The 9,518-nt window shown below is 37.8% G+C and carries 8 protein-coding genes and 1 pseudogene; 8 read left to right on the top strand and 1 reads right to left on the bottom strand.

The features are described from left to right. The 7 genes and pseudogenes from B5X53_RS19095 to B5X53_RS18625 all read left to right on the top strand — a co-directional run. A pseudogene (locus B5X53_RS19095) lies at window positions 1-816 on the top strand (hypothetical protein); the annotation flags it as partial. A gap of 82 nt (window positions 817-898) precedes the next feature. Beyond that, entirely contained in the window at window positions 899-3,475 is a 2,577-nt protein-coding gene (locus tag B5X53_RS18645; protein WP_143533292.1) for a DUF11 domain-containing protein, read from the top strand. A 2-nt stretch (window positions 3,476-3,477) separates the two neighbouring features. Further along, complete coding sequence (locus tag B5X53_RS18640) at window positions 3,478-4,734, top strand: T9SS type B sorting domain-containing protein (protein WP_079714714.1); 1,257 nt, start codon at window positions 3,478-3,480, stop codon at window positions 4,732-4,734. An 18-nt stretch (window positions 4,735-4,752) separates the two neighbouring features. Further along, window positions 4,753-5,682 carry a PorP/SprF family type IX secretion system membrane protein gene (locus B5X53_RS18635; RefSeq protein WP_079714713.1) on the top strand — a complete coding sequence of 310 codons (930 nt, stop codon included), beginning with the start codon at window positions 4,753-4,755 and terminating at the stop codon, window positions 5,680-5,682. Window positions 5,683-5,702: 20 nt separating this feature from the next. Beyond that, entirely contained in the window at window positions 5,703-7,595 is a 1,893-nt protein-coding gene (locus tag B5X53_RS18630; protein ID WP_079714712.1) for an OmpA family protein, read from the top strand. Between the two features lie 275 nt (window positions 7,596-7,870). Continuing rightward, the gene (locus B5X53_RS19700; protein ID WP_143533293.1) at window positions 7,871-8,146 is read left to right on the top strand and encodes a DUF2652 domain-containing protein; all 276 of its coding nucleotides are present in this window, start codon (window positions 7,871-7,873) and stop codon (window positions 8,144-8,146) included. 84 nt (window positions 8,147-8,230) lie between these two features. Continuing rightward, complete coding sequence (locus B5X53_RS18625) at window positions 8,231-8,506, top strand: hypothetical protein (RefSeq protein ID WP_198550727.1); 276 nt, start codon at window positions 8,231-8,233, stop codon at window positions 8,504-8,506. A gap of 155 nt (window positions 8,507-8,661) precedes the next feature. Here B5X53_RS18625 and B5X53_RS19430 read toward each other — a convergent pair whose 3' ends face one another. Then, window positions 8,662-8,844 (bottom strand): avidin-fold protein, encoded by a 183-nt coding sequence (locus tag B5X53_RS19430; protein ID WP_234999253.1) that lies wholly within the window; start codon window positions 8,842-8,844, stop codon window positions 8,662-8,664. Between the two features lie 21 nt (window positions 8,845-8,865). Here B5X53_RS19430 and B5X53_RS18615 point away from each other — a divergent pair. Continuing rightward, on the top strand, window positions 8,866-9,518 hold a 653-nt coding region (locus B5X53_RS18615; RefSeq protein ID WP_455430934.1), incomplete at its 3' end, for an IS1634 family transposase.

Raw genomic sequence — 9,518 nt, 5'->3', positions numbered from 1 at the left:
AATTCCGGCAGCGCAACTTCTGGTCAGGTAGGCATTGCCGATGGTTCTGGAAATGTTACTTACGGAAATATATCCTCAGAAAATGTAGACGGAGCAGATTTAACCGCAGGAGACGGCTCAATTACTGTGGTTGATGGTACAGGTGCTACTTTGGTAGAAGCCAATTTAAGGGTAGCTGCAGATGGAATCACCAACGATAAGTTGGCTGATAACGCTGTGAATACTGAAAACATCGTAGACGGAGCTATTGAGGCTTCAGATATTAATTCTAATGTTGCCGGAGATGGATTGACCCAAAACACAACTACAGGGGCATTGGAAGTAAGTGCCAATAATGGGGTTACAGCTACAACTGATAATATTCAACTAGGAGGAGATTTAATCCAGCCAACAGCTATAACTACAGATGCTACAAATACTCTTGCAGTAGAGGGGCTACAGGATGGTTCAGCAACCGATAATATTGTAGTGGCAGATCCAAATACTGGAGAATTGAAACAATTAAAAGCAGCAATGCCTAAATTCTTTTATATGCCAAGTGTAGTGTTCGATACTTCAACACAGGATACAGGCATTACTCGCAATTTACATCAGGATTATGTGGACCAATTTGGTTCTCCTGTGGTATCGAGTAGCGGAGCCTCGGGAGCTATTCCAACCTTGGATGCCAATGATTTAGAGTACTATATCACCTATTATGATGATACAGTGTTTGAAAACGTATCTATCGATGCTGTTGGAAACTTAACTTATGACGTTATAAGCTCTACAAACAGTGCAGCATCCTTTATGAACATTGTATTTGTAGTGAAATAGTACTACGGAATTGTAAGGTTATAGAAACCTTGTATGCTCATTTGAGACAAGAAATGTAAAGTCAAAATTTAAATTTAACAATTTGAAAAACATAATACATATACTAATTACCAGTATTGTTTTGTTACTCGCTCCTTTTAAAGTTTCAGCACAGTTTACTATCACGGATGACTTTAGGGGCAGTGGCTCCCAGGATGTCATTTTGGGTGATCAAGCTTATCTGACATCAGGAGTAGTCGATCCCATAAATGCTGGCTGGTTGCGTTTAACAGAAGATACTGGTAATCAAAAAGGCTATGCCTATGTTAATAGGTCCTTTCCTTCTACTCTTGGGGTTATAGTAGATTTTGAATATAAAATGTGGCGAGAGAATGGAATTGATCCAGGAGCAGATGGAGTTGGTGTGTTTTTGTTTGATGCCAATTATGGACCAGGAAATTTCGAATTGGGAGCCTATGGGGGATCTCTAGGGTATGCTAATGGTAATGACGCTGACTATGGTGTAACCGGCGGTTATATCGGAATAGGCCTGGATTCGTATGGTAATTTTGCGAATCCGACGGAAGGAAGAAATGGAGGACCTGGTGAAAAGCCTAATGCCCTAGTGCTAAGGGGACCTACTACAAACAATACAATTACTACTAACGAATATTTGGATGGTGTTACGCTTAGAGATCCAGATCAAGTCCTGTCAATTAATACCAATACAGGAAATCGAAACGAAAATCAAATAGATTATAATACAGGAACAGCAATACGTCCGAGTGATGATTTATTTTATAGAAGAGTACAAATACAAATCACACCGACCGGTGGAGGTTTTTTTGACATTGACGTTCGATGGTCTAAAGATTTAGGGGGAAGTTTTACGGAATTGATTTCCTACACAACAACTGAGGCTCCTCCTGAACTTTTAAAACTGGGTTTCGCCGCTTCAACAGGTGGTTCGTATAATTATCACGAAATCCGAAACCTTTTGGTAACAACACCCGGAAATTTGAGGGTAGGAAAATTGGTCGATAAAAGTACATTGCGTTCCGTACCCGGCTCAGGAAATGAAAATGAAGTCACCTATATTATAGAGGTGACTAATGATACGCCTGTAGCACTAACGGCTATTGATGTAGAAGATCAACTTACTGATGGGGAGGGAAATTCTATACCCAACGGAATGCTTAATATCACAGACATTAGCCATAGTGGTTTTACCAGTGCCAGTTTACCTTCACCTACTGCGGGAACACCGATAACCTCCGGAAATTTTAACGGAACTGTAGGTTTGTCGGCAAACAGTACCGGAAAGATTACGGTAAAAGGTACATTAACCGATATTCCAGAGGGGAATTTACTTCAAAATAGAGTCAATATTGAAAACAATGAAATTACCGACTCAGATTTGGCCAATAATACTGCTACGGTAAGTACTCCTGTCATTGCAGAGGGCGTAGACCTGACTATCGAAAAAGATGCTAACCAGCAGTGTTTAGATGTCACGAATGGTAATGAATTTACCATAACAGTTTCTAATATGGGAACAGATGACTTAAACTACAGCAATACCAATGCGGTAGTGGTAACTGATGAATTACCGGCGGGAGCCACACTTATCAATAACAGTACGGGTTGGACGCATAACGGTAATGGTACTATACACACATTTACTTTAGATGGTATCGGTACTCTGGGGTCGGGATTGTCGGCACCACCAATTACTTTTTCCATAGATGCTGGAACTTCTTCGGGTTATACCAATACTGCAGAAGTGGAATTTAATGGTTCCGGAAGTAATATTGAACCTCCGGAAAACCTGGGTAACAATAGTTCTTCAGTAAATATAGCCTCACAACCTCCTGTCCCAAGTGTGCCGGTAGCCGGATATATTGAAGTTTGTCAGGGGGAAACTATTCCAACAGGTGATATTGCTGATCCTGGATATACCCTTACCTGGTATCTTAACGAAGGAGGTTCTCCGGTAATACCCAATACGTCTACGCCGGGTTACGATACCTATTATGTGAGTCAGAGTGAAGGAGGTTGTGAAAGTGAACTAACGGAAATATTGGTCCTAGTGAAAGATAGTTCTCTCCCGGAAAGTATGGGAGGGTGTGCTACCGGGTGGTGTGAGGAAGACGTAGCAGGCGAGCGCTTTGACTTATCAGATGGCGAATCGGTAACTTTTAATCAACCAGCGACTGATTACGGTTTCCAGTTTGATATTTATACCCTGGATAATTCATTTAACCTGGAGATTAACGGTACTCAATTGGCTGTAGATGAACTTGAATTTCAATCTTCGGGTACGTCCGGTATCAATATTCGCTTTGCCGATGGTGACGAATATGAAACGGATACAGAAGGAGCTGTATGGGAAATGACAGGAAATGCTTCAGCCCCTCTTATCAGGGTGGTTATAAGCCCTACGGGATCGGTAGCTCTTTATGCAAGTAAAGCTTCGGGCGGCCCATTGTTTCCTTTGGTGTTGACTAATGGTAATATATTTAATAGTATTCCTTGGAATACCTCGGGATCCAATACCATTACTGCCACACAGAACGTAGTAGGAGCCACTACTATGACAGGCTATGGTAGTGGGAAAAATCAAACCCCCTGTTTAATAATGACTAATCCAATGCTCCCCTCAAAAGCTAAAACTCCTTAAATATGAAATATTTATACGAGAATAATATAAAGCTGTTTCTACTTCTCTTTCTTATTTCCGGAGCAGGTATCGCTCAAACCACAAACTCAGGTAAACTCTATGTAAGTGAAGGAACTCAAATATCTGTAGTCAAAGATTTTCAAAATGAGGGTTCGGGGGAATTTTATAATGACGGGGAAGCTTTTATTTATAGTAATTTCTCCAATGATGGAATTATTAATTTCTATGGCAATACGGGCCTTACCCGCTTTATTGGGCAGAATATACAGGAATTATCAGGCAGTAAAGAAAGCTACCTATATGATGTAGAGTTCTATAACTCCAGTGATGAAGTGCCTTTCCATTTATACAGCACATTAACCATAGAGGGGGAATCCAATTTTTTTCAGGGTATAGTTGATAATGATAATTATGGAGGAAGCATCTTCTATGGAGAGAACGCAAGCCATGTGAATACTTCAAATGAAAGTCATGTAGATGGAAAAGTGGGGCACTTTGGAAAAGAGGATTTTATTTTCCCTATAGGAGATGGAGGTTATTATAGATATGCCGGTACAGCGGATTTGATTAATGATGCCAGTATAGTTGAAGCAAAATATTTCCTGGAAAATAGTGACGTTTTATATTCTCACGAATTACGTCCCGATTTTGTGCAGCTTATAAATAACAAAGAGTATTGGACCATAGAGCATATTGGAGGTGCGGAGGAGGCATTTATCACGCTGTCATGGAGTGAAGAAACTACTCCAGCAGCAATCCTTCAAGAACCAAGGGAAGAATCGATACATATCGTTAGGTGGGACGAATCTGAAAATAGGTGGGTAGATGAAGGTGGAATTGTAGATAATACCAATCAAACAGTGTCTACCCTTGTTGAAAAATACGGCATTTTTACTATGGCAAGAATGGATGATTCCGGTATTCTTCCTTGTGAGATTTCAGTTTATAATGCGGTCTCTCCTAATGGTGATGGGGTAAATGATTATTTCAAAATTAACACCGGTTCTTCAAATTCCTGTACTGAAAACCTGCAAGTCGAAGTTTATAACCGCTGGGGAGTTAAAGTGTTTGAAACCAATAATTATGGGGAAGAGGGAGACCTGTTTGATGGCTTCTCTCGAGGAAGGCTGAATGTAAACGGTGATGAGCAATTACCATCTGGAACCTATTTTTATATATTAAAATTTGATTACGAAGTAGGTGGCGATCAATTAGAAACGTTTAAAAAGGCAGGTTATCTATATCTGAACGGTAACTAATTTGTTAAAAAAAATGCGATGAGTATACATTTAAAAAAAATATTTTTTTTCTTATTGGTGAGCATGGGCCTTTTCTATCAGGACCTAAACGCGCAGCAGGATTCTCAATATAGCCAGTATATGTACAATACGGTGAGCATCAACCCGGGATATGCTGGGAGCAGGGGGATGTTGAGTACTTTTGGAATGTACCGGAATCAGTGGGTAGGTTTGGAAGGTGCACCGGAAACCTTGAATTTTTCTTTAAACACACCTATAGGTCTACGAAGGGTTGGCTTAGGATTAAATTTTGTAAGCGATCGTATAGGACCTTCTTCAGAAGACATTTTAACAGCAGATTTCTCTTACAGCATACCTGTTTTTAATGCCGAAACCAAACTTTCCTTTGGATTAAAAGCAGGGCTGAACATGTTTAATCTGGATATGAATAAATTGGATATTGAAAATCCAAATGATATTAATTTAGTTAGCCGAAATCTTACTTCCCCGGTAGTAGGATTAGGTTTTTACCTGCATTCCACCAAATGGTATTTTGGCTTATCTACTCCAAATATGCTTGAAACAGAACATTATGATGAAATTGCTGTTTCTACTGCTTCAGAGAAAATGCATATGTATGCTATTGGAGGATATGTTTTTGATTTAAATCAAGATGTAAAATTAAAGCCTGCATTTTTATTGAAAGCGGTTTCCGGAGCACCTTTAGCCGTTGATATATCGGCGAATTTGCAGTTATATGATCAATTTACCCTAGGAGCAGCTTACCGTTTGGATGCCGCCGTAAGTGCCCTTGCAGCTTTTAATTTATCTGATCAAATTATGGTTGGCTATGCGTATGATTATGATACTACTCCCTTGACCAGGTACCATTCCGGTACTCATGAAATTTTTCTACGATTTGAATTAGGTACAAAAATACGCAATAGTGTAAACCCTCGATTCTTTTAATTTAGTTAATAAAAAATTGTATGAATAAGAATTATCAATATCTGTATTTATTACTGTTGTTCTTTTCAATTTCATCAATTGAAGCTCAAGAGGCTAAACTTGATATGGCTGAAAAAAAATATGAAAACTATGGATATATCAATGCTAGAGAAATATACCTGAAAGTAGCTGAAAAAGGCTTTGAATCCGAAGAACTTTTTCAAAGACTTGGTAATTCATACTATTTTAATGCGGCATATAGTGATGCCCTTGTATGGTATACAAAACTTTTTTCCTTAAATGAAGATCAGGAAGAGAAGTATTTGAGACGCTATGCGCAATCTCTTCAGGCTACTGGTAATTCGAAAAAGGCGGAAAGTTACTATAACCTATTCCAGGAAAAAGATGGACTTACTGCCGAGGATTATTTGTATTTAATTGAAAGAAACTCTGGAAGATATTCCATACAAAAATTAAAAGGAATCAATACAAATGGGAGAGAATTTGGTCATTCTTTCAAAAACGGGAAGTTAATCTATGCTTCAACCCAGGATACTGGAGTCTTCGTAAAAAGAAAAAATTCCTGGGACGGTCTTAGTTTTTTGAATTTATATGAGGTTGAATTAAAACAGGATTCCCTACTGGGCAAACCTAAAAAACTTAAAAGTATAAGTGGTAAATACCACGAATCTTCAGCAACCTTGTCTGAAAATGGAAAAACCCTGTATTTCACGAGAAGTAATAATAATAAAAACCAAAATCAGTATTTAAAGATTTACCGAGCAGAATTGAATAATGGTAAATGGAAGAACCTGGAAGATTTATCAATAAATATTCAAGGATATTCTACTGCGCACCCAACCCTTGATAAAGAAGAAGAATATCTTTATTTTGCTTCAGACCGGCCAGGTGGTTTTGGAGAATCAGATATCTACAGAGCAGCTATTCATAAGGATGGAAGTTTGAGTGAACCAGAAAACCTGGGGCCAGAAATTAATACAAAAGGCAAAGAAACCTTTCCTTTTATTTCGAATAATAGCGAGCTTTATTTTTCATCTGACGGGCATTTCGGACTTGGAGGGCTAGATGTTTTCTATGTGAAGATGGAGGGTTCAGAAGTCAGTAATATTCTTAATATAGGCCGTCCGATTAACTCTTATGCAGACGATTTCTCCTTTGGAGTAAATCAAAAAACAAAGCAGGGTTTCTTTAGTTCAAACAGAAAGGAGAATGGCACATTTGGTTATGATAACATTTATACTTTAAAAGAGAAGGAGAATATTCAAAACGCTTATAAGGCTATAATCCTGGGTAAAGTTCTTGAAGAGGATACAGGAGAACCCCTGGTAAATGCCAGTGTTAAGTTGTATACTGACGGCAAGCTATACGATTCGATAGCTACCGATGGTGCAGGAAATTACAGCATTGCTGTTAATTATTTTAGCAAGTATAGATTGCAGGCAGATAAAGAAGATTATGATTCCAAAGAGAAATTTAATAAACCAAGAGAAGAAGAACAAGAAATTAATTTTTCTTTAAGAAGGAACACTCTTGCTCTGGTACCAGGAACCGATATTAGTAGCTTGTTAAATATCAAAAATATATTATTTGATTTTGATATGGCTAATATAAGAAGTGATGCGCAAATTGAACTAGAGAAACTTCTTATGGTTATGCAGGATTATCCAGACCTAAAACTTGAAATTAGGTCTCATACTGATAGTAGAGGATCTGATTCATATAATAAAGCTTTATCGGAAAGAAGGGCCCAATCTACTAAGAGATATCTAATTGAAAAGGGCATTTCCGAGCAACGGCTTAAGGCAAAAGGCTTCGGGGAAGAGAGACTACTGAATGATTGCGGAAATGGTTCAGCATGTTCTTCTGCAGAACATCAGAGAAATAGGAGGTCGGAATTTATCGTCCTTGAATAGAGTTTTGAAGGTAGATGAAGTTTTGAAGCGAATAGGATTTTTCCTTACCGAGCAGTAGAGTATACAGCGGTAAAGTCTTGCACACCTCTTAATAAAGCGGTACAAATTGATTTATTTATAATCCTTTAACTTTCGCAACATACACAGTTCAACTAAGTCAGCAAGAGCAAAAACTATTCTTTGAAAAAAAGCTCAATTTCAAAGGAGTGTTACCAGTGGCAATCAGGATCACTAAAAACTGTACCTACAAGTATATTGATCATTAGACCTTCCGGATATGGTCAAGTGTTGTTCTTTTATCTGGTACCATCCTGATTCCGGATATAAGCGGATTTACAAAATTCGTTAATGAGACCGAATTTTCGGCAGGGCGTGAAATAACCAGGCAGCTCCTTCAGGGGATCATAAATAATAATATCCTAAATCTCGAAATTTCGGAAATTGAAGGAGATGCCGTTTTGTTTTATACGAAGAACACCTTAACCCCGATACAAATAAAGAATCAATATGAAATTATGCTGGAGGGCTTCAGCGAAAAGTTAAGGAGCTAAGCCTGGAAAATGATATGAAAATTAATCTTTCCTTAAAAATGATTGCCCATTATGGAGAAATAGCTACTTATTCCATAAGTGATTTTGAAAAACGGAAAAGCAGTGATCGAAGCTCATAGGCTTCTTAAGAATTCCATTTCAATTAAGCCCTATTTTCTACTAACCGAAAGTGTTTTTAATGCCAACATAGGAAAATTCAAAGGTACTTGTTATTACTCGGGAAGTCAGTTATGTGAGGTTTACGGAAATCTGAAAAAAATTGGGTATGCCTATTTTGATCACGAAGAAGATAAAGAAGCTGGTACTATTAGTTCTGTGGATGATTATCTAGAAAATAAATCCAGATTAAGTTTTGTCTAAACCAACCTATAGAGGAAAATCTAATTATATAATGAAAGATTCAAAACTTTATATCCTTATGCAGGCTTAAAAAAATGTCGTTACTCTTGAGACTAAAAAGACAAGATTTATTTCCATATAACAAGTTTTCGGCTTTTCCCTTCTTTTAACTCAAACTATAATTCTTCCAAAATGGAATTTCCGCTTGACTTATCGCCAGAAGTCCATTTCCAGCTTTCATAGAGTCTTAATTTTCCATTTTCCTGTTTTGTGCGGCTCCTCCCTTCATAACCTCTAACCCCTTGTAAATACTGGAGTTTATGTTTTGCATAGGGTGTCCCAGCTTTTTTTAAGGTCAAAATGCTATTTTTATCAGGATTATGTTCGTCAGAAAGAAGCCTAATAAAAGTGGTTTAATCAGCATCCAGATTATTGATAAGTCATCTGGTAAATATGTTGTGCTTGAAACGGTTGGTAGTTCAGACGATCCTCAAGAGATTGAACACCTGGTAAAGAAAGGGAAGCAGCGGATTGTTAAGCTTGCTGGTCAGGTTTCCATGAGTTTTGATAGAGATAAAGAGCTGGAATTTGTCGATGCTTTTATGAATAGTTTGGACACTTTTTATCTGGTGGGCCCGGAATTACTTTTAGGGAAATTATTTGATGAAATTGGATTTAATACTATTGAGGAAGAGCTCTTCCGTCATTTAGTTATTACTCGCTTAATTTACCCGGTAAGTAAACTAAGAACAGTGGATTATCTATTCAAGTATAAAGGTGTAGAAATAAGTGTTTATAGTGTCTACCGCTATCTTGATAAGCTCCATAAGGAACAAATGGAACAGATTAAGGAAATCAGCTTAAAGCACACCTTAAGCTTGTACGACAATGCTTTATCAGTTGTATTTTATGATGTGACTACCTTATATTTTGAGGCTTCAAAGGAAGATGAGCTTAGAATTACCGGTTTTAGTAAAGACGGAAAACATCAAAACCCACAAATTGTATTGGGATTGCTGGTAAGTGATGGAGG

This window comes from Salegentibacter salinarum (assembly GCF_900168115.1).
GTDB classification, from domain to species: Bacteria; Bacteroidota; Bacteroidia; order Flavobacteriales; family Flavobacteriaceae; genus Salegentibacter; species Salegentibacter salinarum.
The sequence above is the reverse complement of the archived record's forward strand: the minus strand, read 5'-3'. Positions and strand labels throughout refer to the sequence as shown.

What these genes read in the sequence shown, in the direction of transcription:
- B5X53_RS18640 (WP_079714714.1), top strand. Translation starts at nt 3,478, where the DNA reads ATGAAATATTTATACGAGAATAATATAAAGCTGTTTCTACTTCTCTTT.
- B5X53_RS18635 (WP_079714713.1), top strand. Translation starts at nt 4,753, where the DNA reads ATGAGTATACATTTAAAAAAAATATTTTTTTTCTTATTGGTGAGCATG.
- B5X53_RS18630 (WP_079714712.1), top strand. Translation starts at nt 5,703, where the DNA reads ATGAATAAGAATTATCAATATCTGTATTTATTACTGTTGTTCTTTTCA.